Genomic DNA, 25,623 nt, shown 5'->3' on the forward strand with positions numbered 1-25,623 from the left:
TATGTCTAAAGTTAAAGCCAAATACGATGTCATCGTTATAGGATCAGGCCCTTCTGCTTATACCTGTGCCATTAGATGCGCCCAACTTGGTTTAAAAGTCCTTTGTGTTGATAACACAGACATTAACTCTACCAGCGGTGCATTTTGCAATGCTGGAAATGTGGGTATGATAACTTTATTAGAATCTGCAAAACTTTATGATACATTGTTAAGCGACATCGATTCACACGGAGTTTTTGCTGAAAACGTGTCGCTTAATTTGCCTAAAATGATACTTCACAAAGACAAAATACTCGATGGAATCAGCCAACAGATTACAAAAACATTTACAGAACACAAAATAGATTTCATTAATTCAAATGCAAAGTTAATTGCACCTAAAATAATAGAATTGTCTTCGCTTCATTCCCCAAGCCAACAAATTCATGCAAAATTTATTATATTAGCAACGGAATCTATACCAATATCCATACCTTGCACGCCTATAGACAATGAATTCATTCTTGATTCTACGGCTGCTTTAAGCCTTAATAAATTACCTAAAAGACTTGCCATACTTGGAGCGGGCGTGATTGGGCTTGAATTAGCTGCAATCTGGAACAGGCTTGGTGCAGAAACAACATTGTTAGAAGCACAGGAGACATTTTTAGGCTTATCAGATAATCAAATATCACGTCAGGCTTATCAAATTTTTACCGAACAAGGCTTAGAGCTACGCCTGGGAGCGCGTGTGATTTCAACAAAAATTCTTAATAAAAAAGTATTTATTGAGTATCAGGATGCTGATGGAACACATGCACTTCGCGTTGATAAGCTTATAGTCGCTTCTGGTCGCAAGCCAAACTCAGAAAGGCTTTCTGCACCCGAAGCAAATTTATTGCTTGATGAAAACGGCTATGTCCACGTCAATGAAAATTGCCGGACTAATTTACCGGGAGTCTACGCCATTGGTGATTTGACCCTACATGGACCAATGTTATCTCATAAAGGCATGGCAGAAGGAGTTTTTGTTGCTGAACAAATTGCTGGTGTTATTGGCTCATCAGTAAACTATAACATTATTCCAAATGTTATTTACACTGAACCTGAGATTGCTTGGATTGGTCAAACTGAACAGGCACTTAAAGCAATAGGCGATCCAATTAACATTGGAACTTTTCCGTTAAGTATTAACCACCAACCTAAATCTGCGGTCAAATCAAATGGGATGATTAAAGTAATTGCTTGCGCTAATACGGACAAAATACTTGGTGTACATATTATCGGGTGTCACGCGTCTGAATTGATTGCTCAAGCAGTGCTTGCTATGGAATTTTCAGCGAGTAGTGAAGATCTCGCAAGAACTATTCATTCACACCCCAGCTCTGCTGAAGCCCTCCGTGAGGCTGCTTTAGCTATTAAAAACAAAGGCTTGAATTCTTAACTAGGATAACGTTTAACAATCAGCTTTTCATCGTCTTTTACTCTGCAAAACAAAGATTTTTTTATTATCCATTAATAGCTGGTTGTTTCAGTATCACCTTTACCAGCTTTAATTTCATCAAATATTGTGAAAACTCAATATCTACAGTGCCTTGATACTTAGTTTGTAGATGGATTTTATCAGTTACTAAAACATCAGATATTAAAAAACCCTCATCACCTTGCGATGATGAGGGCTTTAATTTAACCCCGATATATAACAGGTTTAACCCTGCTACATATTATTTATTAGATAAATGATGGGATTAATGGAGCGTCGATAGTAACCATTTGACGGTTGCCAGCTTCATCAGTGAAGAACAGTAAGCCAGCAAAACGGCTATCTGGATCATAGATTAAGTCAGCTAAACGGTATACTTCCCATGCTGCATCAGAAGCAGTTACTTCCATAGTTCTTGTTTGACCTGGAGCAAGTGGGCTGTTATCGCTAACAGTCAAACCTTCTTCAGCCAACAAGTCATCTGGGTAACCTGTATCATCTTCATGTACTGCTGGATCCAAGAAACGAACAGAAGCTGTCATAAATTCGCCTAAACGAACTGATGAATCACCGTTGTTAGTAACAGTCAGTGTCATTTGCATAGCACGACCTGGTACACGATATGTTGCGCTATCTACTTTAACAGCAACTGTTCTTGCTGGCATTTCAATAGGTTTCATACCACGCAACAAACCAGCTTGCAGAGGAGTTGTGATTGGATACTGAGCGTTTGTGCTTTCCATAGTGACAGCAACAATTGCCAAAGTAGCAACCATAAATCCGATACCAACTTTTTTGTCCATTGCAGAGATCAGTGTGTCATGTTTACCTGCTTCACAAGCAATCAAACGTGGAACAAACACTGGTTTACGTGCCCAATAAGCAATGTAAGCAATACCAAAAGCGTACCAGAAGGCATGCCAGAAGTAGATATTGCCCAGATTCCAATTTTCAAGATCGATAGTTTGACCTGTCAAAGTGGTGATTGGGTTGGTGAATTGGCTCATAGAACCAGTAATGGTTACCCATTTACCTGGGCCGATGATTGGACCACCGTCTTTTACGTTCATCATGGAATGGACGTGCCAGTCACCAGGACGACGAGCTTTCAACAATACTTTAAATTCGTATGTTTCGCCCAATTCCAGTGTTACAGAACGTGGTACCAATTGACCGCCAATCCAAGAACCAGCACGAATAAATACTGGACCAGGAATACCGATGTTTAAGAACGAAATTTCTGGTTTGGCAACAGTTTCTGGCCAGCCAGCGAAAACGTGGAATTTACCGGTTACAGTCATTGTGTCGTTTACAGGCACAATATCTTTTGACCAGTTAAGGTCATACCAGTGAATTGTACGCATACGCATGAACGCAGCCTGAGACTTCTCACCATGTGCAGAAGCAGTTGGAGCATAAAACATCGCCGCTGTTACAGTAACCAGCAGTGCGACAAAGGATAATTTAGCTATCCCGTCTTTTATTAATTTCATATATCCTCCTCTATAATAGAGAATCTATAGTTTTTGAGTATCTAGCTACAACAAATTATATTATTGTTGTAACAAGCTTTTTTTTATTATTTATTCTAAAACAATTCTTCTTAAGAACCTTTTGTGAAAGCAGTGCTTCCAAACCATCTACCGAAGAAATGCCACAAGAAATAAACGATGATACTCACGAAACCAGAGAAGAACGCTGATACTGGAGCAACGTCTTTACCGAAAGTTCTCAGTGTACCTTTTTCAACCATACGGATGTATTCTGGCATACCGGTTCTAACATAGTGGTAACCTGATAAGTCAGCCAAAGTCATCATCATACCGTTGTATTCAACAGGTAAATGCAATGGAGCCATAACTGGCCAGTTGCCTGGGTAGAATAACAGACCAAAACCCAAACCGCCGATTACCGCTGTCAACTGCATACTGCCAGAAACCAACAGTACAACGTCTAATACGATAGCGCCTGGTACGAGTTGTGATGGGAATACGAAATTAATAGGGAAGTATGTCCAGCCCCAGAAATTGAAGTATCTGTTTACCCATTCACCGAATAACAAGCCCAGTACAGAAAGAGTTGCACCGAACGGTATACGATAACGCCACCAAAGAATTGCTTGAACTGCCGCTGGGAAAGTGATACCCATGATAGGTAAAACAGTTACCCAAAGACGTCTATCTTTCCAATCAGACCAGAAATCCCAGTCACCTGCTACAAGCATAAAGTGAACGTGATAACCGCCTAAAATAACAAAAAACAATGTGAACATAATTAGCCAATCGAACGTACGAGAAACTTTTACGGCCTCTGCGCGTGAACGTACAGCTGATTGAGATGCGCTCATTAGCTTACCTCCTAAAGGATTTAAATTATTTTTATTTAACTACTATCTATTCTCGGTTGCTTTGCCCTAAAAGAACAAAGCAACCAGGGGAGATAGTAATTACAACCAAAGATTTAGCTTATGCCAAGTCTTTTTTCAGCAACTTAGCAAGTGCTGCAATTTCGATGTTCAATACACCTAATACACCCAAAGCTGACCATCCGAAGAATACGAAGCCGTAGTGTAAAGGAGCAACAAACAGTTCTTCCATAAACCAGAAAGTATGACCCCATTCGTTCAAGCCAACGTTTGGCAAGATCATGAATGGACCAACTGTAGCAACCATATATTGAATAGAGTTACCTTGTTGGTAAGTTGGAAGTCTGGTTTTAGCATACAAGAAAGCAGCACCACCAGTGATGATGTATACTGGATAGCTCAAATAGAACTCGATTACGTGACTTGGTGTAAAGTCAGTATCGCGAACGATTGTTTGATGCCATGTACCATCTTGTTCTGTGAAGTAGCTAGCACCGAAATAGATCGCTGTACCGTAGCATACCAACCATGTCCAATGTGTGAAGTGTCTTCTCAACTCTTCTCTTGGTGTGATTGACATAACTTTACGGTCACGAGTTTTCCAGAGATAACCCCACAGGATACCTGCAGTACTTACTTCTAATACGAACTCGATGTAAAGAAAGTTCATCCAATATGTTTCGAATTCAGGTGCGAATGAGTCCATACCGGCTGACCAGCCATAGACACCTTCATACCAACGAACCCATGCATAAAACACGCAATACAACGCAACACCGAGAAACAAGTTTCTTTTGTTTAATAACGGTGCTTCCGCAGCATCAGCTTTTACTGATTCAGTTGTAGCTGCCATTTCTACCTCCTAAAAATTATCAAATCCCCAGATCATAAAGAACTGGGAGTCAATTTAATCCTCCCTTTAACCGCCGCTAACTTGAAACACTCTCACGCTAACAGTGTCACCAAATCCATTCAGTGAGCTGTAAGTCTACCAGTTCGACTAAACGTGTCAAGTCTAAATTATCGCGAATTAGGTTAGTTTTTAAAGTCAACATTCCACAGCCGCAAACGCCCTAGCTAAAAACTTTGAAAAACTTATATTTCTGATACACTGCGAGGTGTATTAAATTAATCAACATAACCCAATAAACGCTATTATTATGAAGAAGTTCTCCATCCTATACTTGATTATCGGCATTGCCGTTCTAGTTTTACTTACCCAGAAAGTGATACTCCCTTTAGTCAACGATGTCATCAAATCTGACGCATTTCTTGTAGATAGCAAAGATCAAGGCAGTCAATTCCCCATCTCCAATTCTATGACTGATCTTGCATTCATGCACTGTAACAACTATATAAAATCAGAACTTGGATCAGATGTCTCCATAACTTTCTCAGAAAAGCCTACTAATGTATGGAGTCTTGGCAACCACCAGTATGTAGTGAACGCTGAATTCAATATGACCAATGCGACTAATACAGCCACCAAAAAATACGCCTGTCGAATCACCTACGATAACAGCGATGACACATCTGGCTCTGCTGATTTTGATAACTGGTCAATAATTGGTATAGATGGCGTAGACGGGGTTTAATCTTGGTGGAGGAGCTAAAGCAATCCTTGCATTTTTAATAGCAAGGATTATTTTAACCTTGAAATTAGTTCACATGAACTTTTCATAATTGCGCTAGCTAGCACCACAAAGAACAGTTTTATTAGCCCCCAAAAGAGCCTTTAGCTTGACTTAATTAGCTTTGAACAAGGCAGCTTGCAAAGAGGTAATTCAGCAATAATTCAAACAATTTTTGAAGCAAAATAAGTTTTTTCTAAAAACTACCTACAATCAAGCTTACTGTTGCCCATCCCAAAAGACTCCGCCAACATCAGCATCACGCCCAAAGTAATCGCCGAATCCGCAATGTTGAAGGCGGGCCAGTGCCAATCGTTGTAGTAAACATCGAGGAAGTCGATGACGTAACCGTAGGCCAAGCGGTCGATGAGGTTGCCGACTGCCCCGCCTAATACTAAGGACAGAGCCACGGCGAGCAAGGTTTCATGCTTTTGCAGGCGTGTTAACCATATCGATAATACGATACTGATAATCAGAGCTAAGGCGGCAAAAAACCAGCGTTGCCAGCCGCCCGCTTCGCTCAGGAAACTGAATGCAGCACCGGTATTATGCACGTAAGTGAGGTTAAAATACGGCATCAGCGGGATGGATTCGTAAAGCTGCATTGAGTTATCAACCAGCAGCTTGCCGGCTTGGTCTAGGACGATTGCCAGTAAGGAAAGCCATAGCCATTTCAACATGCCCACCTCACGCATAGCGGCGGTGTTCGCCCGCACCGTCAACATTTTCTATGCACCTGCCGCATAATTCGGTATGCTCCTTATGTTCGCCGACATCATAATGCTGATGCCAGCAGCGGACACATTTGGGATGTTCTGAAACCAGCACTTTTAGCTTAACTCCTTCGAGTTCGGTTTGGATGGCATCAGCAGGACTGAATTGTTCAGCAATGACGGAAGCGTTAGAGGTGATAAAAACGAAATGTAGCTCGTTTTCCAGTTTATTTAACAACTTAAAATAGCCATCACTACAGTACAGTTCAACTTCTGCGTTTAATGATGATCCGATGTCGCCTTTTGCTCGACTTTTTTCGAGTTCCTTGCTGACCACCGACCTTATCTCCATTATTTTTTGCCAAAACTCACGGCTCATCGCCGGCTGGGCATCCAATTCAACCAAGCCTTGATACCACGTTTCCAGGAACACCGATTCACCCCGTTTGCCCGGCATATACGACCAGATTTCATCGGCGGTGTAGCTGATAATCGGTGCCAACCAACGCACCAAGGCTTCCAAGACATGGAACAATGCTGTTTGCGTGGAACGCCGCGCCAAACCGCTAGTTTTTGCAGTGTATTGTCGGTCTTTGGTGACATCAAGGTAGAAACTGCTCAAGTCGATGGCGCAAAAATTGTGTACTTTCTGGTAAATTTGCTGGAACTGGTAGGCTCCGTAATGGGCGATGACTTCTTCCTGTAACAGATAAGCCCTGTCCATGATCCAGCGATCCAACGCCAATAAGTCTTTAGTAGCCACCAAATCTTGAGTGGGATCAAAATCATTCAAGTTAGATAATAAAAACCGCGCCGTATTACGCAAACGGCGATAACCGTCGGAAGTTCGGCTAAGGATTTCATTAGATACCGACATCTCGCCACGATAATCCGTGGAAGCTACCCATAAGCGCAACACATCCGCACCCAAATCCTTCATAACCGATTGCGGCGCAACCACATTGCCTTTGGATTTGGACATTTTTTTGCCTTCGGCATCGACGGTAAAGCCATGCGTCAACACCGCCTTATACGGCGCAACGCCATTTTTGGCTACTGATGTTAATAATGAAGATTGAAACCAACCACGATGTTGGTCTGAGCCTTCCAAATACAAATCCGCAGGAAAAACCAGTTGGTCGTGCTTATCGAGGACGCAGGCGTGAGTGACACCGGAATCAAACCAAACATCCAGGGTATCGGTCATTTTCTGGTATTGCTCGGCTTCTGTCCCTAGTAAGTCAGCAGCATCCAGTTCAAACCAGGCATCTATGCCCTTTTGCTCGATGCGTTTGGCGACTTGTTCGATTAACTCCCCTGTTCGCGGATGCAATTCGCCCGTTTCCTTATCGACAAAAAACGCAATGGGTACGCCCCAGGTGCGTTGCCTGGAAATGCACCAATCTGGGCGGCCTTCCAGCATACTTTCAATCCGCGCTTGCCCCCAATCCGGGATCCATTCGACACGCTTGATTTCGCTCAACGCCTGATCGCGCAGGCCGTTTTGTTCCATCGAGATAAACCATTGCGGCGTGGCCCTAAAGATAATCGGGGTTTTATGCCGCCAGCAATGCGGATAACTGTGCAGGATGGCATGGTTATGGAGCAAGTTGCCTTTGGATTCCAAAACCTCCAATACATGCTTATTGGCACTGAACACATGTTCGCCAGCAAACAACTCGGTGCTAGGCAAGAACACGCCATCGCCGCCCACGGGGTTTTCAACGGGCAGGTTATATTTCAGGCCAACACTATAATCATCCTGACCGTGACCGGGTGCCGTATGCACCGCACCCGTACCTGCCTCGGTCGTCACATGGTCACCGAGAATGACCGGCACTTGCCTATCGTAAAAGGGGTGTTGCAGCAACTGGTGTTCCAATGCCGCGCCCTTGCAATAAGCGATAACGCGATAATCTGTGATCTCATAGCGCGACATGGCATCTTTAAGCAAAGCCTCAGCTAACACCAAGCGCTCCTTATGACCGTCTCTTTCACACTGCACCACAGCGTATTCAAGGTCGGCATTCAGGGCAACCGCTTGGTTGGCGGGTAATGTCCACGACGTGGTCGTCCAGATGACAACTGATAACGCGCCTACGCCTTCGTGTTCCGGCACATGATGGCAGGCCGTCATGAAGCTGGCTTCATCAACCACCGGGAAGCGCACATCAATGGCGGGCGAATGTTTGTCTTCGTATTCAACTTCGGCTTCAGCTAGGGCAGAACCGCAATCGGTGCACCAATGCACTGGCTTTGCGCCTTTGGTAATATGGCCTTTCTGGGCGATGCTGCCCAGGGTGCGGACGATGTCAGCTTCAAAGGCAAAGTCCATGGTGAGATAAGGTTTGTCCCAATCGCCCAAGATGCCCAGCCGGATGAAGGCTTCCTTTTGGATGGCAACTTGTTTTCCAGCATATTCACGACAAGCTTTACGGAACACGTCGGGCGCAACTTTTGCACCCGCTTTGCCGATTTTCTTTTCCACTTGTAATTCGATAGGCAAGCCGTGGCAATCCCAGCCCGGCACATAAGGCGCATCGAAACCGCTTAAGGTTTTGGATTTGACGATGAAATCTTTCAGTACCTTATTGACTGCATGACCGATATGGATTTCGCCATTGGCATAAGGCGGACCATCATGCAGGATAAATTTGGGACGGCCTTGGGTTGCTGCCCTAATGGCTTGATATAATTCGCCTTCCTGCCAATGTTTTAACCGCTCCGGCTCACGCTGTGCCAGATTGCCCTTCATGGGGAACGCGGTATTGGGTAAATTGAGAGTGCTTTTATAATCCAAAGTCATAATCCATCGTCTTCTATTGTTTGTGCGGCAAAAATCTTTTTGGCCTCGGCCACATCATCTACTATCTGTTCTTTGAGTTCGTCCACGGTCTGAAACCGCCGCTCTGCCCTAATTTTTTGTTTAAAATGCACTGTCACCTTATAGCCGTAGATGTCCCCATTAAAGTCGAACAAGTGAGTTTCCAATACGACCTTATTGCTGCCGTCAACGGTTGGACGAACTCCGATATTGGCTACACCTTCGATTCTCAAATCATCTATACCCGTCATGGTGACGGCAAAGACTCCGCTGAAAGGAAGATTATTTCTAGCTATCCTGATATTGGCAGTTGGGTAACCTATCGTCCTGCCGCGCTTATCACCGTGGATAACTCGCCCACAAATTGAATAGCAATAACCCAGCATGGATTCAGCCTTTTCCAAATCGCCTATAGCTAGAGCATTTCTAATCAAGGTGCTGCTGACCCGCAGGCCATCAACTTGTAAGGAGCCGGTATCTTGCACCCTAAAACCGTGTACATCACTTTTCGCTTTAAGCATGGCAAAATCGCCTTGCCTAGCTTTACCAAAACGAAAATCATCACCAATCACCAGATGTTTGACATTCAGGCGTTTAACCAACACCTCATCAATAAACTGTCCGGCATCATAGTTAGCCAGTCGTTTATTAAATCGCACTATGACTAAATCATCAACGGGCAGTTTCGCAAACTGCGCGACTTTCTCCCGTAAGCGCGTCAATCTTGGCGGAGCTTTATCCCCTAAAAAGTATTCCAGGGGTTGTGGCTCAAAAATCAGGATGACGACGGGTAAGTTTAGTGATTTACCACGTTCAGCCAACTTATCTATCACCGCTTTGTGACCTAAATGAACGCCGTCAAAATTCCCTATGGTTAGAACGCAGCCATTTTTGAAAGCTTGCGTACGCGGTATTCCTCTAATTAAGCGCATGAATGGGCTGATAGAATCAAAAGCTGGCGATTTTATCACTTGTGCCCGTCAAATGCCTTAGTCTCAGGCCAGAAAGTGTTAATGTCAGCACATACAAGAAACAACCAATGCTAATCCACTTAAACAAATTGATTATTCTGTCTGTAGTACCCCACTGACTCCACCAACCATTCTCAACAAAGTAACACAAGCAAACCGCCATGACCGTGCTTGCCAACGTAACGCGACCCAAAAACAGTAACCAACCGAGTCCAGGTTGGTAGGCATTTTCTTGCAATAATTTGTTCAACAGCAATGCTGCATTAAGCAATGCGCCCAGTGATGTTGCCAGTGCTAGTCCAGCATGTGCCAGCGGAATAACCAATACATTCAAAGCCAGACTGGTTATCATCGCAACCATGCCATAGCGAACGGGCGTATTCAAGTCATGACGTGAAGTAAAACCCGGCATCAGAATCTTGATAAAAAGGTAACCCAGCAAACCGACAGAATAGGCCTTTAAACTCTGCCCTGCTTTATGCACATCATTGATGGTGAATTCGTTATATTGGAACAAGGTTGACAGCATCGGTTCTGCTAGCACGAACAAGCCTATAGTGGCAGGCATCCCCACCAGAAACACCAAACGCAATCCCCAATCCAGCGTCGCCGAAAAAGCTATTGGATCGTTTGCAGCATGATTATTGCTAAGATTAGGCAGGATTACCGTTGCCAACCCTAGCCCCAAAATCCCTAATGGAAATTCCACCAAACGGTCTGAATAATACAGCCAGGACACGCTGCCGCTGACTAGAAACGAAGCGACCAAGGCATCCAAAAGCAAATTGATCTGCGTGACCGACGCACTGAATATCGCTGGCAGCAGCCGTTTTATCACAAGACTGACATCGGGATCTTTAAACTTAACCGTTAACCTGGGCAGCAAACCCAATTGCACAAGGCTGGGGACTTGAAACAGTAGCTGCAAAATCCCGGCCACAAACACGCCCCATGCCAACGCCGTAATCGGCACATCCATCAGCGGTGCAAGCCATAACGCTGCGGCAATCATACAGATGTTAAGAAAAATTGGTGTTAACGCTGGAATGGCATAGTGTTCATGTGCATTCAGTACTGCACCCGCAAACGCCACCAACACAATACATAAGCCGAATGGTAAGGTGATCCGCAATAAAGTCACCGCTAGCTCATACTGTGTCCATTGCCAAGCGAAACCCGGTGCCAATACCAGGACGAGCAAGGGAGCTAGAACCATTGCCACCAGCGTAACCAACATAGCCCATGCCGCTAGCGTCCCTGCCGTCTTGCCAATGAATTGCCTTAAGGTGAGCTTGTCACCTTGGTGGTTAGCCATGACTGGCACAAGGGCATGGGCAAATGCCCCTTCGGTGAACAACCTACGCAAAAGGTTCGGAATTTTGAACGCCACAAAAAAAGCGTCGGTCGCCACATCCACTCCAAAAAGTCGGGCAATCAACATATCCCGAACAAATCCCAACAGCCGGGAAGTCAATGTCATGCTGCTGACGACAACGGTCGCTTTAAAAAGCCGCTTGCCCACTACTTAATCCTGTTTGCGTAGCACGTAAATGTTGACAATGATAGCATTTATAATGATAATGCGCAGTCTGATAACTCACTTTGTAGAAACGACGCACTATGGCTAATACAGCACAAGCTAAAAAACGCGCGAAACAAGCCGAAAAGAGCCGTGTTCGCAACGCAGGACAACGCAGCAATCTGCGTACTTTTATTAAGAAAGTACTTGCCGCCGTTAAAGCAGGCGACAAAGAGAAAGCCCAAGCCGCTTTCAATATTGCCCAACCGATTATCGATTCCGCCGTCAACAAAGGCATTATCCATAAAAACAAGGCAGCTCGTGGCAAGAGCCGTTTGAGCGCGAAAGTTAAAGCTGTAGCTTAGTTGCATCTAATTCAATAAAAAAGGCCGCTACCCATTTGGGTAGCGGCCTTTTTTATTGATCGGAATAAATAATCCGGTTTGTTTTGATACGATTTTAATCCGTCAAGATTTTAGCCTTATCCAGATCAACATCCTTACTTGCCACCCTCACGCTGCCAAGCCAGTAGTGGCATTAGCAACTGTTTTTTGGCCTTTTCGTCTGCACCGGAAGGTAATTTCCCAGCACCGTGTGCATTAATCCAAGCAGCAATATCGTGCCATATTATGTTGGCTTGCAGATCGCGTAACAGCAAGTGATAGCCTTGTTGATAAAAACCAACGGTCTTCCCTTTCGTTCCTCTTAAGTAAAACCGCTTTAAAAAGGCAAAAATTGCCTCCTTGGGAATGATGTCGTCCCGATCACCGTACAATACTAAGATATTCCCGTTCAATAAATCTGCATTTTCAAATGCCGAATCCATTAAATTTGTTAACCCATACAAGGACTCTACACGGGTTTTTCTGAGTACCAGCGGATCACTATCCAACTCCCGCATCATCTCACGATTATCCGACAACTTGGCTTCCACGCCCTCGCCACTCAAGGTCATCCAAGGCATCGTGTGAGACAGCGCCCAGAGCAAGGCTGTTTGATACCAAGGCATAATCTCCCTAGGCCAAACTGCAGGCGCAGCCAGAATAATGCCATCTACGGACGGCATACGCGCATCCCGAATAGCCGCCATTACGACAGCACCACCCATGCTTTCACCGAGCAAATAGACCGGAATGCCAGGGTAATGTTGCCTTATCTGTCTGACAAAATTTTGCAAATCGGTGGTATAGGCTTCACGCCCAGCCCAAAAGCCACGCTGCGGGGCAGCACCGAATCCGCGCTGGTCGTAAGTAAAACAGGCGATGCCTTGGGTGCTGAAATATTCTGCTGGTTGTCGCAGAAAATAGCCATAATCATTAAAGCCATGTACACCGACAATCACTGCTCGTGTTATACCCGTTTTTGGCAACCAACGGTGTAGCGGAAGCTGCAAACCATCATCGGTGAGGAAGTGTTGCTCGTGTAATTGCGGATTGTTCGTTTTGATACCAAGCGGATGCGCTTGCGGTTTACAACCGACCAACAATAAAAACAGCATAATGAAAAGCGTTCTCATGTTGCAAGCCCCGTTTAATAGCGCGAGTTAAGCTTGAAAAGCGTTTGATGGAGGTAAAACCAGAATTGAAACCCTATGACTAGATTGACCTTAACCACATACGCTAAGTTTAACCTAAAAGTGAATTACATCAATACCATATTGTCTCTGTGGATCAGCTCTGAGTCGTCGGCATAACCCAGAATTTTCTCAAAATCTGCACTGCTTTTACCTGCGATTAGATCAGCATCGGTCTTGCCGTAATTGATAAGTCCTCTGGCTATCTCCAGACCATTTTCATCGACACAAGATACCAATTCACCCCGCTCAAACTTTCCTGATACGGATTTGACACCCACGGCTAACAAGCTTTTACCATTACTTTTCAAAACCTTAACTGCGCCAGCATCCAGTATTAGCTGACCTTTTACCTGTAATTGCCCTGCTAACCAACGTTTTCTGGCGACCAAAGGTTCTATATCGGGCAGGAAATGTGTGCCGATTTGTTCTCCTGAGATCACTTGGGTAATCACATTATCAAGCACTCCGTGGGCAATCACGGTTGCAGCACCTGATCTTGAAGCCAGTCGCGCCGCCTTTACTTTGGTGTACATGCCGCCACGACCCAGGCCGCTACGGCTCTCGCCCGCCATCTTTTCAAGACGGCTGTCATTCACACTAATTTGTGGAATCAATTCGGCATCAGGATATACGCCAGGGTCACCAGTATATAAGCCTTTTTGGTCTGTCAAGATAATGAGCAAATCTGCTTCAATCAGGTTTGCCACCAACGCTGCCAAGGTGTCATTATCACCAAAACGAATTTCCTCTGTAGCAACCGTATCATTTTCGTTAATCACCGGCACCACGCCAAATTTCAGCAAGGTCAATAAGGTGCTACGGGCATTGAGATAACGCTGCCTATCGGTCAGGTCGTCATGGGTCAGCAAGACTTGAGCAGCATGATGACCGTGCTGTTGGAAATTATCATCAAACACCCGCACCAGCCCCATTTGACCCACAGCGGCGGCGGCTTGTAATTCGTGCAGGGTTTTTGGCCTGACCTTCAAACCTAAGCGGCTCATACCTTCAGCAACTGAACCTGAGGAAACCAACACGACATCAACGGCTCGCTGTTTTAAGCCAACCATCTGGCTAACCCAAGCGGCAATTGCTACTTTATCAAGCCCTTGCCCACCCTTAGTAAGCAAAGAGCTACCTATTTTGATGACAACCCGTTTGACGTTTTTAAATTCAGCCCTGCTCACTGTCTTTCCGCCGTTGTTCCTCCAAAAAATTCATGATGGCGAACATTAATTCTTTTGTACCATTGCCATTAATGGCTGAAATTTTAAATACTGGCTCTTTCCACTTTAAGCCCTTAGTAATTGATTTACAAACCGATTCAATTTCATCATCTTGCAATTGGTCTATTTTATTAAGCACTATCCAGCGAGGCTTTCCCACCAATTCGTCGCTCCATTTTTCTAGCTCATGAATGATTTTTTTTGCTGATTGGATGGGCGTATCTAGGCTCTCATAAGGCTTCACGTCTATCACATGCAGCAATAAGCCCGTACGCGACAAGTGCTTGAGAAATTGTAACCCTAAGCCTGCGCCTTCCGCTGCACCCTCGATCACGCCAGGAATGTCGGCGATGACAAAGCTGCGTTGTTCGTCTATCCTGACCACACCTAAATTGGGATGCAAGGTAGTGAAAGGATAATCAGCCACCTTGGGTGTTGCAGAAGAAACCGCCCGTATCAAGCTGGATTTTCCGGCATTAGGCATACCCAGCAAACCTACGTCCGCAATGACAGTAAGTTCCAAATTGAGCATACGATGCTCACCTTCAGACCCTTTGCTGGCTTTCTGTGGCGCTCGATTGATGCTGCTTTTGAAGCGGGTATTCCCTAAACCATGAAATCCGCCTTTGGCAACCAGCAAAGTTTCCCCAACTGTAGTCAAATCGCCGATTAATTCTCCGGTATCCGCATCGGATACCAACGTTCCAAGAGGTACAGGCACATAACAGTCTTCACCTTTTTTGCCAGTACAGTTGCGACCCATGCCATTTTGACCGCGCTCGGCTCTATGCACGGTATGAAAGCGAAAATCCGCTAAAGTATTGACGTTCTCAACTGAGACCAGATAGACACAACCGCCATCGCCGCCATCGCCGCCATCAGGCCCACCCATAGGGATATATTTTTCGCGGCGAAAGCCTATGGCACCATTACCACCATCACCAGCTTCTACACGAACGACTACTTCATCAACAAACTTCATAATTCACAGTGTGGTATTTCAACCCGCTAAAACAAAAAAAGCCCCGTCATTTATATGAGCGGAGCTTTTTGCAAACAGAGCCTGTTGCCAACAACGCAACAGAGGATGTCCTATGCAGCCACAATACTAACAAATTGACGGCTTTTTGAACCTTTTACTTCAAACACAACTTTGCCATCAGCGGTTGCGAACAGGGTATGGTCTTTGCCACAACCCATATTTACACCCGGATGAAAACGGGTGCCACGTTGACGGACGATGATATTACCCGCTATGACGCTTTCACCACCGAAACGCTTTACACCTAATCTTTTTGCATTGGAGTCGCGACCATTACGGGTACTACCTCCAGCTTTCTTATGAGCCATCTTTAACTCCTGCTTTTAAGCGGAAATGCCAGAAATCTGGATTTCTGTATAGTACTGACGATGCCCCATCTGTTTCATATGGTGCTTCCGCCTTCTGAATTTAATGATCTTGATTTTGTCGTGTCGCCCTTGAGATAACACAGTAGCCGTAACTTTAGCGCCCTCTATATAAGGTAGGCCGACTTTGACAGCATCATCTGACTGAAACATTAGCACCTTATCGAACTCAATACTGTCACCGATGCCAAGCTCAAGCTTTTCTACCTTTAAGTACGTGCCTTCCTCAACACGGTACTGTTTACCACCTGTTTGAATTACCGCATACATCGGTCACAACTCCATAAAGCATTAACTTACTAAGATTAACCTGTAATTGTATTTTTAAAACCGTCCCACGTCAAATCAATATTCTGTTAATTTAGCTGTTGGTAATAAAACAATCTTCAAAACCTCCCCTCGTTATCGTTAAACATTACAATTATTTAGGTTGAGTTATTCATCGTGTATTCAGTTATAATGCCGTGTTTTATTTTTTGCAGTAGTTGTTGAACTTCGACTTGCTCACTTTACTAAATAATGTCATCTATTTTACATACCAGCGCAACAGATACTATTGACTTTGATTCCATCAAACGGTTGACTGCTGACGAAGCCAAGGCCGTCGATTCGCTGATTATCAATCAGCTTAGTTCCGATGTGCTGCTCATCAACCAAATGGGGCATTATATCGTCAACAATGGCGGCAAACGCTTACGCCCGATGCTATTACTGCTTGCCGCTAAAGCCTTAGGCCAGATTAATCATAATCATCTGGTGTTGGCCGCGGTAATTGAGTTTATCCACACAGCTACGCTGCTACACGACGACGTGGTGGACGAATCAGACCTGCGTCGCGGCCAACAATCTGCGAATGCGGTCTGGGGCAATGCTGCCAGTGTGCTTGTTGGTGACTATCTGTATTCGAGCGCATTTGAGATGATGGTGCGTACCAACATTATGCGCGTCATGGAAATCCTTTCCAAGACCACCACCGCCATTGCCGAAGGCGAAGTACTACAACTACTTAACTGCAACAATCCCGAAACGACAGAAGAAAAATATTTGGAAGTCATCTCCAGAAAAACGGCTATCTTGTTCAGCGCGGCGACCAGATTAGCTGCGGTGGTATCCAATGCTAATGCCGAAGTTGAAGAAAAACTCTCTCAATATGGACAACATCTTGGCATTGCCTTCCAATTAATCGACGATGCCCTAGACTACAAAGCCACCAAAGAAGAGCTAGGCAAAAACCTTGGTGACGACCTCGCCGAAGGCAAGCCCACTTTACCCTTGATTTACGCCATCAAAAACAGCAGTCTATCAGAAGCCAATGTGATTATTGATGCCATAAAAAATGGTAATCGTGACGCATTCAATGAAGTCTACGCCATCGTAAAAAGCAGCAAAGCCATTGAGTACACTGAACAACGCGCTAACGAGGAAGCCCAAAAAGCGATGGCCGCGTTAGATGTTTTACCGAACAGCGAGTACAAACAAGCTTTGTTAGCTTTGGCAAGTTTTTCTGTGCAACGTAGTTATTGAGAGAATTACCATATCAATTAATCAATGGGCGTTCCTCAAAAAAGCGGATTCCCTAAAATGAAGGTTGATATTCCAAGTTTAACAAATACATGATAAAAGCAGACATATTGACAAATGAATTTTTAGTTCAGTTTGATTTGGATACTGATTGCCTTTTAATTTTCACTATTCATCAAGGAAATGTGATCATCTGGCGCATCTAAATGGGTGGGAGAAACAATATTACTGCTAATTCCTGAAATGAGAGAAAAATTATTTCACATTGACGATGATCTTACGTTGGATTAATTTCCGAAACAAACCGTTCCCCTCTATATCTTCGCAGAATAAAAAGCATCAAACTTATCAATAAACAGTCCCAGTTGGTCTAATGGCAAATGGTTAATACCCGCCGCAGGCTTCCGCCCCCCGCCGGTCGCAAACCCTGAACAAAAATCATCCGCTCCTACCATATTGCTTAAAGGTGCCCTCACACTGACAAGAAAACCACCGTCCTTGTTATAAGAAAGCACTGCATGGGCTTTCCCAGGATTTTGATTAGCTAAATGATTGCCGAAAACACCACTTACTCGCCGCGCCCAAGCTACATCAGGCAGTATAAATACAGCTACTGCATCGTTTTGGTATTCCGGTTTGATGCTTTCGGCACTGGTCATGTCTTGCTGATAGCCATTTTCCAGCTTATCAAATGCGGTATGATTTTCTGAGATGAAATCGAACGGTGACGCATAACGCACCATTTCCCAATACAACACATCCGGTGCAAAATGCAGGTCAGCTACACTGCTGCCGTAACCGTTATAATTGATATACATCCCCAACTTTTTCAGCTTGTCCAACTCCCAATCTTGTACGCTCAAGGTGGCTGCGAGTTTTTCCGCACTGGTATCGAGATTGTCCCCAAAAGCTGCCGTCACTGCCCACAGGGGGTATTTGCCTTCCAAATACTGATTAACCAACAAACTGGTACATACCGCGTTGTCGGTATCGATTATTGTTTGTAAATTGGGATGATTGGGGACTTCGCCAGTGCGATGGTGATCGACATAAAATATAGCGGCACCAGCAGCTAAAAACTCAACAACACGGCGGCCGTTCTTTTCAAAGGAAATATCCAATACCGTCAAGCTGTCACCTTGGTTGATGGTAACCTTATCTAATAATTGAATATCGCGTTTTATGCCTGTAATCAGAGTAGATTCAATGGGTTGGGCAAGACGAAGCTGGATAAGCGCACAAATACCATCGGCATCGCCATTAAAAACATCATAGTGCATTGCTAATTTAAGCTGTAGGAAGAATATTTCGTAATCGCAACAACGCAATAACTTGCTGCACACTTTCCGCTAGGGTAAAGGCACTGGTATCAATACGTAACTCTGGCTTTTCCGGCTCTTCATAGGGCGAAGAAATGCCAGTAAAATTTTTTATTTCGCCATCACGCGCTTTTTTATAAAGCCCTTTAACATCGCGCTGCTCACAAACATTTAACGGACAATAACAATGAATTTCAATAAAATCCCCATGCGGCATAAGGTTTCTAGCCATTGCCCGTTCAGCACGAAAGGGCGAGATAAAAGCGGTCAGCGTGATTACCCCAGCCTCTAACATAAGCTTTGCGGTCTCGCTGATACGGCGGATATTTTCCTTGCGACCATCATCACTAAAACCTAAATCGCCGCACAGCCCGTGACGAACATTGTCGCCATCCAACACGAAAGTATTGAAACCATTTTGAAACAACTGTTCCTCAACTGCATGTGCCAAGGTTGATTTCCCCGCCCCAGACAAGCCCGTAAACCAAAGCACAACCGACTTGTGTTGGTTTTTTTCTTCTCGCCGTTTTCTCGTAACCGTTGCATGATGCCAAACGGTGTTCGTACTTTTATCTAGTTGTGTTGTCATAATACGTAATGCAAAACCATTTGATGGATTACACCAAAAAGCACTGTTCTAGGTTGATTTTACTGAATAATAGCAGGTTCAATAGATTATAGTAAGGCTTGAATTGGGCGAACATGAAGGATTAGGGAAGGCGAAAGTTCTATTCCGTGCCGCAAAAGAATCTAGCATACACCGTTGGTTGAGAGCATACCACATCCGCCGGAAATAGCACTCCTATGCGTAAGCGGTTGCATCATTGAGGAGAAGATATTTTTAGAGATTGCCTTAATTTCAATAAACTTTTATCGTTCCCAGATTTTTAACGTCTGCTAAGATATTGGCAGGAGGAAATTATGCTGAAAAAAGTGTTACGCAAAGTGGTGGGGGCAATCCTGACCTTGGTTTACCGGATTGAGATCACGGGTACAGAAAATTACGCAAAGGCCGGTAAGCGGGTGTTGATTATTGCTAATCACACGTCTTTTCTCGACCCCTTGTTGTTGTGGGTTTTCCTGCCGGATGACATCACCTTTGCGATAAATACGCACATTTCGCAGCGTTGGTGGTTGCAACCGTTCTTGGGTTTGTCGCAGATTTTCCCCATGAACCCTACCCATCCCATGTCCTTAAAGGATTTAATCCACCATTTGCGTAACGATACCCGCACCGTAATTTTCCCCGAAGGCCGTATCACGCTGACTGGCGGCTTGATGAAAGTCTACGATGGCACGGGTATGGTTGCGGATAAATCCCAAGCTACCATGCTACCTATTCGTATTTCGGGCGGACAATATACCCATTTTTCACGATTGCATAATGTCGTGCGCTTGCGCTTATTTCCTAAAATAACCATCCATATCCTGCCGCCTACGCAGCTTTCTGCGCCCGAACATCTGCGCGGTAAGGCGCGGCGCAAGTTTAGTGGGCATATGCTGGCTGACATTATGACCGAAATGATGTTTACCACCAGCGTATTTCGGCAAACCATTTTCCAAAGCCTATTAGATGCGCGTGTGGTGCATGGCGGCAAACATGAGCTTGCCGAAGATTTGGAACGTAAGCCGCTGACTTATGACACCCTGATTACCCGCACGATTGCCCTCGGCAATGCGTTAGCAAAACTGACCGAAGAAGGCGACAATGTCGGCGTATTTTTGCCTAATTCCACGAAAACCTTAGTGACCATCTTGGCGTTGCAAGCACAAGGGCGTGTGCCAGCAATGCTAAATTATTCTACGGGTTCGGCGGCAATGCTTTCCGCTTGTCGAATCGCCGAAGTCAAAACGGTATTAACGTCGCGACAATTTATCGAAAAAGGTAAGTTTTCCGATGAAGCCGCAGTCTTAAGTAAACAAGTGCAACTGGTTTATCTGGAAGACATCGCCCAAACCATCACCAGCCAAGATAAACTCAAGGCGTGGCGGCAAAGCAAAACCGCTGATTGCTGGTATCCTAAAACTCCACGCAATCCCGACAGCCCTGCAGTGGTTTTGTTTACTTCCGGCTCAGAAGGCACACCGAAAGGCGTGGTGCTGTCCCATGCCAATCTCTTGGCTAATCTTAAACAACTGGAAGCACGGATCAGCTTTACGCCGCAGGATGTCGTACTGAATTTCCTGCCCATGTTCCATTCTTTTGGTTTTACCGTTGGCTCTATGCTGCCAATTTTGAGCGGGATGCGGGTATTCTTCTACCCTACACCGTTGCATTACAGCGTCATCCCCGAAATGGCTTATGAACTCAAAGGGACGATCATGTTCGGTACAAATACTTTCTTGGCGGCGTATGCCAAAAAAGCCCATCCGTACGATTTCTTCAATATGCGTTATGTGGTCGCTGGTGCGGAAAAGCTGCAAGAAAGCACCCGTGAAACCTGGATGGACAAATTTGGAGTCCGCATCTTAGAAGGCTACGGCGCAACCGAAACTACGCCGATAACTTCCGTGAACACACCGATGTACTACAAAGCTGGCACGGTAGGCCGCTTTATGCCAAGCATGGAATACGAGCTGGAACCGATCCCTGGCATTCAAGATGCAGGGCAACTGCATGTGAAAGGCCCCAATATAATGTTGGGTTATTTACTGAACGATAAGCCCGGCAAACTCGTACCACCAGAATCCATTTACGGCAAAGGCTGGTATAACACCGGCGATATCGTCCATGTGGATGAAGAAGGCTATATCAACATTAGGGGTCGCAGCAAACGCTTTGCCAAAGTCAGCGGGGAGATGGTGTCCTTGACCGCCGTAGAACAACTCGCCACCAAAGCCTGGCCTAGCGCACTGCACGCTGCAACCAGCATACCCGATGCCCGCAAAGGTGAACTGGTGGTCTTGCTTACTACCCAGAAAGACGCAACAACGCAATTTCTTGCCGCAGCATCACCTGGGGTTGCAGCCATCAGCTTGCCCAAGAAAATCCTAGTTGTAGATAGCATTCCCATGTTAGCAACAGGCAAAATCAACTATCCTGCCGTGACCGAATTGGTTATTGATAAGATTTTTGAGTCGAATGATTCTGAGTTAGAGGATGGAAAATTGGATAAGGAGAGCGGTATTTATGAAGATGAGGATGATTAGGGGTGATTGGTTCTAGGTAATGGCTACAGAACATACCGCTTGTATAAGCAGTATCAGGTTATTTACCTCATAAAAACAGATGAAGTGTATGTTCAAGTTGAGCAAGTCACACCACACGATTATCGGAGAAAATAATTAGGCATAGAACGTGCGAAAATTTTAGCCAAAGCCCTTAAATGCTATCCGGCAGTATTAGTTTCTCCTGGATGGAATGTGGAAATTGCAGCCTAAGATTTTGCCGTTTTTGTACAGTCTTAGCTCCACTGATGTGACTCGTTCCTCGGTACATCATACGCACTAATTAGTGCATAATAATGAAGAATATACAACAATACGAATAGCAAGCAGCCTGGGTGGAGCTTGCGGAATCTAGGATTTCGTGGCTTCGATTTCCCGTATTTCGTTACACTCGATACGGACTACTAATGCCGCGCCCTTAGCTTTACGTTCGCGTTTTCTCAATTGATGCAACTCGTGCCTCGGCGCGTTCTTGTACTGAAACTGCTTGTTATGGGAAGTAAAATAACTAAATCTCGCGTTCTATCGATGTTTTACGTACTTTTATCATTGTGCGTGAGTGTCTTCCTTTGGCATTTTTGGACACCGAGATGCAATGAATCCTGCCAGGAGTGGATTGCACTTTCAATGTACGGGACTATTCTGGGTATTCCGATTCTCGCAGTTGGCATTGCTGCGATCACTTTATTGGGCAAGGTAAGCCATAATCTCAGCATTCGGATCTTTGGAGTCTGTGTTGTTGCATCAACGCTATGGGTCAGCTTTCTTACATACAGTACAGGTTCATAGCGGTTTACATCGCAAACTCAATTATTCTTGCACTTAGGGAAGCTGGCGCAGGACACGACGATAAAACGTAATACGTATCTACTGCATCCTACTAAACTACAATCTTATTAACGCCTCAACCCTTGCCAAATCCTCCGCCGTATCAACCCCAGCGGCTGGCGTTTTATCGACGACTTTAACTCTGATAGCTTCACCTTGCCAAAGAATACGAAGCTGTTCCAAGGATTCAACGGTTTCCAAGACTGACGATTCCCATCTACAATAGCGTTTGAGAAAAGCTACAGTGTAAGCATACATGCCGATGTGTCGGTAATAGGGCATCTTTTCTGACGATTGTTTGCTGTGCTGCGCGAAACCATCTCGATCCCAGGGAATCGGCGCACGGCTGAAATACAGGGCATAACCGTCCTTGTTTAACACGACTTTTACGGCATTAGGATTGAATATTTCTTCAATATCGACAATTTTTGCTGCCAGCGTGGCAATTCCGGCATGTTGTTGTTCTGCCAAAATAGCAGCAAGTTGTTGGATGATTTCAGGTGGTATCAGCGGTTCGTCGCCTTGAAGATTGACGATAATTTCTTCGTCTGCCCAAGCGCAGATTTCAGCAACTTCGGCAATACGTTCCGTGCCACTTTGATGCTCTGGTCGGGTCATGATAGCTCGTATGCCCAGATCGGTGACGATTTTCACAATACGCTCATCGTCTGTTGCAACCACGACTTCTTCCGCACCTGCAAGCTGCGCTTTCTCGCAGACGTGGGCAATCATGGGCTTTCCCGCAATATCAAGTAGCGGCTTGCCCGGCAAACGCGTGGACGCGTAACGGGCAGGAATGACGACTTTAAAGCGCAGCGTCATTTGTATAAGGCATCGGCTTCTTCGGTCGTCAATTCGCGGGCTTCGTCTTCCAACATGACGGGAATGTCGTCTTGGATGGGGAAAGCCAAACGGTCAGCCCTACAGATAAGCTCTTGATTGGCTTTGTTATAAATTAAACGGCTTTTGCACAGAGGGCAAGCCAGGATGTCGAGCAGTTTTTTATCTATCATATTGTTTGTGTTTGGATTTTAAGGAGTAAGTCTAATATTTGTTGCCCAAAAACAGGTTCAGGAACGGCTTGCACTGGCACATACCAATGATTTTCTCCGGCAAAGTTAGTGCAGCATTTTACCGCATCCTTTTCGGTCATTAGAACGGGTTTGTTGTCGCCAAATTCAATATCGTCACGTCCAAACTGATAATGATCGGGAAAACTATGCGTGGTACACGACAAGCCAGCAGATTCGAGCAGCTTAAAAAACCGCTCTGGATTCCCTATACCTGCTAATGCGTGGCAGGCTATCCCTCGAAATGCTTGCAACGGTTTAAGCTCACCAGTACTCAGATTTATGACCGTATCGCCAACTAACTGCATGGAAAACTCGTTGTCTTCATACTTATTGCCATTAACAACAATGAAGTCAACGCTATTTAATCGTTCTATCGGCTCACGTAAAGGTCCGGCGGGTAAGCAGTAACCGTTGCCGAATCGCCGCTCACCATCTATAACCGCAATTTCAATATCTCGATTCAGCTTATAGTGTTGTAAGCCATCGTCCGATAACACTACATTGCAATCGAATTTATCCAGTAACTTTTTTGCGGCAGCTACCCGTGATGGGCCAACAACCACGGGCAATTGGGTTTGTTTGGCTATCAATAAGGCTTCATCGCCTACTTTGCTGACATCACTATTCTCAGTAACAATTTGCGGCCAAGTTTCGGATTGTCCGCCGTAGCCTCGGCTGATAATGCCTGGTTTGTAACCTGCATTTTTAAGCAATTCCGCTAACCAGATGATTAAAGGGGTTTTCCCTGTACCACCCACGGTAATATTGCCGATGACGATTACCGGAACTGGCAAGGTTTGGCTTTTTAATATGCCATGGCGGTATAAGAATCGCCTAAACCTGACAACGTCAGAAAAAATATACGCAAACGGCAACAACAAAATGCCCAGAAACGCATCTTTATACCAAACATCCACCGCCCAACGGGCAAGTGTTTTTTTCATTCGCCGGTATCTTCTGAACCTTCCGATTCTTGAGTCGCAAACGTAATATGATTAAAGCCAACTTGCCCCGCCACATCCAGAACGGTCATCACGAATTGATGTGGCGATTTTGCATCGGCACTGATGATGAAAGGCAAATCTTTTTCTTCAGGCGATAATCGAGATAATTCACGCGTTAGCGTTTCCCGATTTTGGTCAGGTAATCGACGGCTTTGGCCTTCATTTCCAGCCAACAAAAAGTACACGCCTTTTGCATCAATGGTTACATTAACGCTTTTCGCATTTTTCTCGACTTCTTCGCCGTTTGCTTCTGGCAGTTTGATTTTGACTTCAGTATGGCGGTTAAAAGTGGTTGAAACCATAAAGAAAAGTAACAATACAAACAATACATCAATCATCGAAATCAATGTAATATCAACACGTTCCCTTCTTTTACGTTGAAATCTCATCAGGATACCTCTTCACGATCACCGTGTAACACATCGATCAATTTTAAGGCTTCCTCTTCCATGCTGACCACGAATTCATCCACCAAGCGTTCGAAATAACGATGAAAAATCAAACTGGGAATGGCGACCGTCAATCCGGCTGCTGTCGTAATCAATGCCACCGAAATCCCTCCCGCTAAAGAACTGGGATCGCCTGAACCGTGCTTCATCATGGACGAAAATATTTCTATCATGCCGAATACGGTACCTAATAAACCCAGTAATGGACCAACCGCCGCAATCGTACCCAACGCATTGAGAAAGCGTTCCAAATCATGTGCAACTTTGCGACCGGCTTCTTCCATGCAATCCTTCATCACTCTTCTGCCGTGGCTGCTATTAGCAAGACCAGCCGCTAAGACATATCCCAAAGGTGAACTGGTTTTTAAACGGCGCAGCGTAGGCTCATCCATTTTATTTTCAACGTACAGCCTCCTTACCTGAGGAAGTAAGTCCGGCGGCAAAATTTTCTTCTTTTGTAACGACCAAAAGCGTTCGCCGACGATAGCCATCGCAATAATCGAACTCAAAATGATGGGAAACATCATCCAACCGCCACTTTTTATGATTTCAAACACATTAACCCCG

At 45.0% G+C, this 25,623-nt stretch carries 24 protein-coding genes; 5 read left to right on the forward strand and 19 right to left on the reverse strand.

Going from position 1 to position 25,623, the window contains the following annotated elements:
• Window position 1 precedes the first annotated feature (1 nt).
• The gene (locus tag AC1YY3_RS02375) at window positions 2-1,423 is read left to right on the forward strand and encodes an FAD-dependent oxidoreductase (protein ID WP_481822866.1); all 1,422 of its coding nucleotides are present in this window, start codon (window positions 2-4) and stop codon (window positions 1,421-1,423) included.
• 287 nt (window positions 1,424-1,710) lie between these two features.
• Here the strand turns inward: AC1YY3_RS02375 and amoB are convergent, their stop codons facing one another.
• The 3 genes from amoB to amoC all read right to left on the reverse strand — a co-directional run bounded on the left by amoB (window position 1,711) and on the right by amoC (window position 4,680).
• On the reverse strand, window positions 1,711-2,955 hold the full coding sequence (amoB, locus tag AC1YY3_RS02380; RefSeq protein WP_481822865.1) for a bacterial ammonia monooxygenase, subunit AmoB: 1,245 nt from the start codon (window positions 2,953-2,955) through the stop codon (window positions 1,711-1,713).
• 110 nt (window positions 2,956-3,065) lie between these two features.
• The gene (amoA, locus tag AC1YY3_RS02385; RefSeq protein WP_482194289.1) at window positions 3,066-3,809 is read right to left on the reverse strand and encodes a bacterial ammonia monooxygenase, subunit AmoA; all 744 of its coding nucleotides are present in this window, start codon (window positions 3,807-3,809) and stop codon (window positions 3,066-3,068) included.
• Window positions 3,810-3,927: 118 nt separating this feature from the next.
• A complete protein-coding gene (amoC, locus tag AC1YY3_RS02390) occupies window positions 3,928-4,680 on the reverse strand; it encodes a bacterial ammonia monooxygenase, subunit AmoC (RefSeq protein WP_481822863.1) in 753 nt (250 codons plus the stop codon).
• A 307-nt stretch (window positions 4,681-4,987) separates the two neighbouring features.
• Here amoC and AC1YY3_RS02395 point away from each other — a divergent pair, with 307 nt between their 5' ends.
• Window positions 4,988-5,422: a hypothetical protein gene (locus AC1YY3_RS02395; RefSeq protein WP_482194290.1), complete on the forward strand. Its 435-nt coding sequence runs from the start codon at window positions 4,988-4,990 to the stop codon at window positions 5,420-5,422.
• Between the two features lie 239 nt (window positions 5,423-5,661).
• On the opposite strand, the gene lspA is transcribed toward AC1YY3_RS02395, so the two are convergent.
• The 4 genes from lspA to murJ are packed head-to-tail and all read right to left on the reverse strand — an operon-like array spanning window position 5,662 to window position 11,488.
• Window positions 5,662-6,138, reverse strand: coding sequence for a signal peptidase II (gene lspA / locus AC1YY3_RS02400; protein ID WP_481822942.1), 477 nt, complete (start codon window positions 6,136-6,138; stop codon window positions 5,662-5,664).
• A 7-nt stretch (window positions 6,139-6,145) separates the two neighbouring features.
• Complete coding sequence (gene ileS / locus AC1YY3_RS02405) at window positions 6,146-8,977, reverse strand: isoleucine--tRNA ligase (RefSeq protein WP_481822861.1); 2,832 nt, start codon at window positions 8,975-8,977, stop codon at window positions 6,146-6,148.
• Complete coding sequence (ribF, locus tag AC1YY3_RS02410; protein ID WP_481822860.1) at window positions 8,974-9,927, reverse strand: bifunctional riboflavin kinase/FAD synthetase; 954 nt, start codon at window positions 9,925-9,927, stop codon at window positions 8,974-8,976. The genes ileS and ribF overlap by 4 nt, the downstream gene beginning before the upstream one ends.
• Window positions 9,928-9,943: 16 nt before the next feature.
• Complete coding sequence (murJ, locus tag AC1YY3_RS02415; protein WP_481822859.1) at window positions 9,944-11,488, reverse strand: murein biosynthesis integral membrane protein MurJ; 1,545 nt, start codon at window positions 11,486-11,488, stop codon at window positions 9,944-9,946.
• A 98-nt stretch (window positions 11,489-11,586) separates the two neighbouring features.
• Here murJ and rpsT point away from each other — a divergent pair, with 98 nt between their 5' ends.
• On the forward strand, window positions 11,587-11,850 hold the full coding sequence (rpsT, locus tag AC1YY3_RS02420; protein ID WP_481822858.1) for a 30S ribosomal protein S20: 264 nt from the start codon (window positions 11,587-11,589) through the stop codon (window positions 11,848-11,850).
• Between the two features lie 134 nt (window positions 11,851-11,984).
• Here rpsT and AC1YY3_RS02425 read toward each other — a convergent pair whose 3' ends face one another.
• From AC1YY3_RS02425 to rplU, 5 genes are all read right to left on the reverse strand, one after another.
• Window positions 11,985-13,001, reverse strand: a complete 1,017-nt coding sequence (locus AC1YY3_RS02425) for an alpha/beta hydrolase (RefSeq protein WP_481822857.1) — start codon at window positions 12,999-13,001, stop codon at window positions 11,985-11,987.
• Between the two features lie 125 nt (window positions 13,002-13,126).
• A complete protein-coding gene (gene proB / locus AC1YY3_RS02430; protein ID WP_481822856.1) occupies window positions 13,127-14,248 on the reverse strand; it encodes a glutamate 5-kinase in 1,122 nt (373 codons plus the stop codon).
• On the reverse strand, window positions 14,235-15,269 hold the full coding sequence (gene cgtA, locus AC1YY3_RS02435; protein WP_481822855.1) for an Obg family GTPase CgtA: 1,035 nt from the start codon (window positions 15,267-15,269) through the stop codon (window positions 14,235-14,237). The genes proB and cgtA overlap by 14 nt, the downstream gene beginning before the upstream one ends.
• Before the next feature lie 110 nt (window positions 15,270-15,379).
• Window positions 15,380-15,637, reverse strand: a complete 258-nt coding sequence (gene rpmA / locus AC1YY3_RS02440) for a 50S ribosomal protein L27 (protein WP_481822854.1) — start codon at window positions 15,635-15,637, stop codon at window positions 15,380-15,382.
• Window positions 15,638-15,652: 15 nt separating this feature from the next.
• Entirely contained in the window at window positions 15,653-15,964 is a 312-nt protein-coding gene (gene rplU / locus AC1YY3_RS02445; RefSeq protein WP_349027020.1) for a 50S ribosomal protein L21, read from the reverse strand.
• 249 nt (window positions 15,965-16,213) lie between these two features.
• Here rplU and ispB point away from each other — a divergent pair, with 249 nt between their 5' ends.
• Window positions 16,214-17,218, forward strand: coding sequence for an octaprenyl diphosphate synthase (ispB, locus tag AC1YY3_RS02450; protein WP_481822853.1), 1,005 nt, complete (start codon window positions 16,214-16,216; stop codon window positions 17,216-17,218).
• 311 nt (window positions 17,219-17,529) lie between these two features.
• On the opposite strand, the gene AC1YY3_RS02455 is transcribed toward ispB, so the two are convergent.
• Window positions 17,530-18,495: a DHH family phosphoesterase gene (locus AC1YY3_RS02455; protein WP_481822852.1), complete on the reverse strand. Its 966-nt coding sequence runs from the start codon at window positions 18,493-18,495 to the stop codon at window positions 17,530-17,532.
• Between the two features lie 7 nt (window positions 18,496-18,502).
• Window positions 18,503-19,123, reverse strand: coding sequence for an adenylyl-sulfate kinase (cysC, locus tag AC1YY3_RS02460; protein ID WP_481822851.1), 621 nt, complete (start codon window positions 19,121-19,123; stop codon window positions 18,503-18,505).
• A gap of 332 nt (window positions 19,124-19,455) precedes the next feature.
• Between cysC and AC1YY3_RS02465 the strand changes: the two genes are divergently transcribed.
• Window positions 19,456-21,684: an AMP-binding protein gene (locus AC1YY3_RS02465; RefSeq protein WP_481822850.1), complete on the forward strand. Its 2,229-nt coding sequence runs from the start codon at window positions 19,456-19,458 to the stop codon at window positions 21,682-21,684.
• A 903-nt stretch (window positions 21,685-22,587) separates the two neighbouring features.
• Here AC1YY3_RS02465 and kdsB read toward each other — a convergent pair.
• Genes kdsB through AC1YY3_RS02490 form a run of 5 tightly spaced genes read right to left on the reverse strand, consistent with a single transcriptional unit; the run spans window position 22,588 to window position 25,613 of the window.
• Entirely contained in the window at window positions 22,588-23,352 is a 765-nt protein-coding gene (gene kdsB, locus AC1YY3_RS02470) for a 3-deoxy-manno-octulosonate cytidylyltransferase (protein ID WP_481822849.1), read from the reverse strand.
• Entirely contained in the window at window positions 23,349-23,543 is a 195-nt protein-coding gene (locus AC1YY3_RS02475) for a Trm112 family protein (RefSeq protein ID WP_481822848.1), read from the reverse strand. The genes kdsB and AC1YY3_RS02475 overlap by 4 nt, the downstream gene beginning before the upstream one ends.
• Complete coding sequence (lpxK, locus tag AC1YY3_RS02480; RefSeq protein WP_481822847.1) at window positions 23,540-24,547, reverse strand: tetraacyldisaccharide 4'-kinase; 1,008 nt, start codon at window positions 24,545-24,547, stop codon at window positions 23,540-23,542. Before lpxK ends, AC1YY3_RS02475 begins: the two co-directional genes overlap by 4 nt.
• Window positions 24,544-24,996: an ExbD/TolR family protein gene (locus tag AC1YY3_RS02485; RefSeq protein WP_481822846.1), complete on the reverse strand. Its 453-nt coding sequence runs from the start codon at window positions 24,994-24,996 to the stop codon at window positions 24,544-24,546. The genes lpxK and AC1YY3_RS02485 overlap by 4 nt, the downstream gene beginning before the upstream one ends.
• Complete coding sequence (locus AC1YY3_RS02490; RefSeq protein WP_481822845.1) at window positions 24,996-25,613, reverse strand: MotA/TolQ/ExbB proton channel family protein; 618 nt, start codon at window positions 25,611-25,613, stop codon at window positions 24,996-24,998. Before AC1YY3_RS02490 ends, AC1YY3_RS02485 begins: the two co-directional genes overlap by 1 nt.
• Window positions 25,614-25,623: the final 10 nt, after the last annotated feature.

The organism is Methyloglobulus sp. (genome assembly GCF_964779595.1).